This is a genomic window from Streptomyces bobili, from assembly GCF_002154575.1.
Taxonomy (GTDB): Bacteria; Actinomycetota; Actinomycetes; order Streptomycetales; family Streptomycetaceae; genus Streptomyces; species Streptomyces bobili.
Genome location: NZ_MUBA01000674.1, coordinates 1 through 549 on the forward strand (window position 1 = coordinate 1; position 549 = coordinate 549).

Genomic DNA, 549 nt, shown 5'->3' on the forward strand with positions numbered 1-549 from the left:
GGTGCCCGAACTGCGCCGCCTGCCCCGGCGGAAGGCGGCGCAGTTCGGGCACCCACAGCTCGATGACGAACCGGCCGCCGGGTCCGAGGTGGCGGGCGGCGTTGTGGAAGCACGCGACCTGTTCGGCCTGGGTGAGCAGGTTGGAGATCGTGTTGTAGACGAGGTAGACGAGCGTGTACTCCCCCGGCGCGCGGGTCGTCGCCATGTCTCCGACGACCACCGGGATCGCCGTCTCGTCGGCCTTGGTGCGCAGTCGTCCGAGCATCGCGCGGGACAGCTCGACTCCGGTGACGGGCACGCCCCGCGCGGCGAGCGGGACCGCCACCCGCCCGGTCCCGACGGCGAACTCCAACGCCCGCCCCCCGTCGGCGAGTTCGGCGAGCCGGTCGACGGTGGGCCCGAGCACCTCGGGCGCGAACATGCCGCTGCCCGGAGTGTCGTAACGGAGGGCGGCGTCGGCGTCCCAGATCTGCTGCTGATCCATGCGCGTCAACGATGGTCAGGCGTACGGGGGTTGTCCAGCGATTTGCCGTCCGCCGCGCGGCGGCC

General features: G+C 72.7%; 1 protein-coding gene. It reads right to left on the reverse strand.

Features of this window, described 5'->3' with window-relative positions; translation table 11 throughout:
- Positions 1-484 (reverse strand): class I SAM-dependent DNA methyltransferase (locus BZL64_RS35970; protein ID WP_143663406.1); only part of this gene is annotated, 484 nt, incomplete at its 3' end.
- Positions 485-549 lie beyond the last annotated feature (65 nt).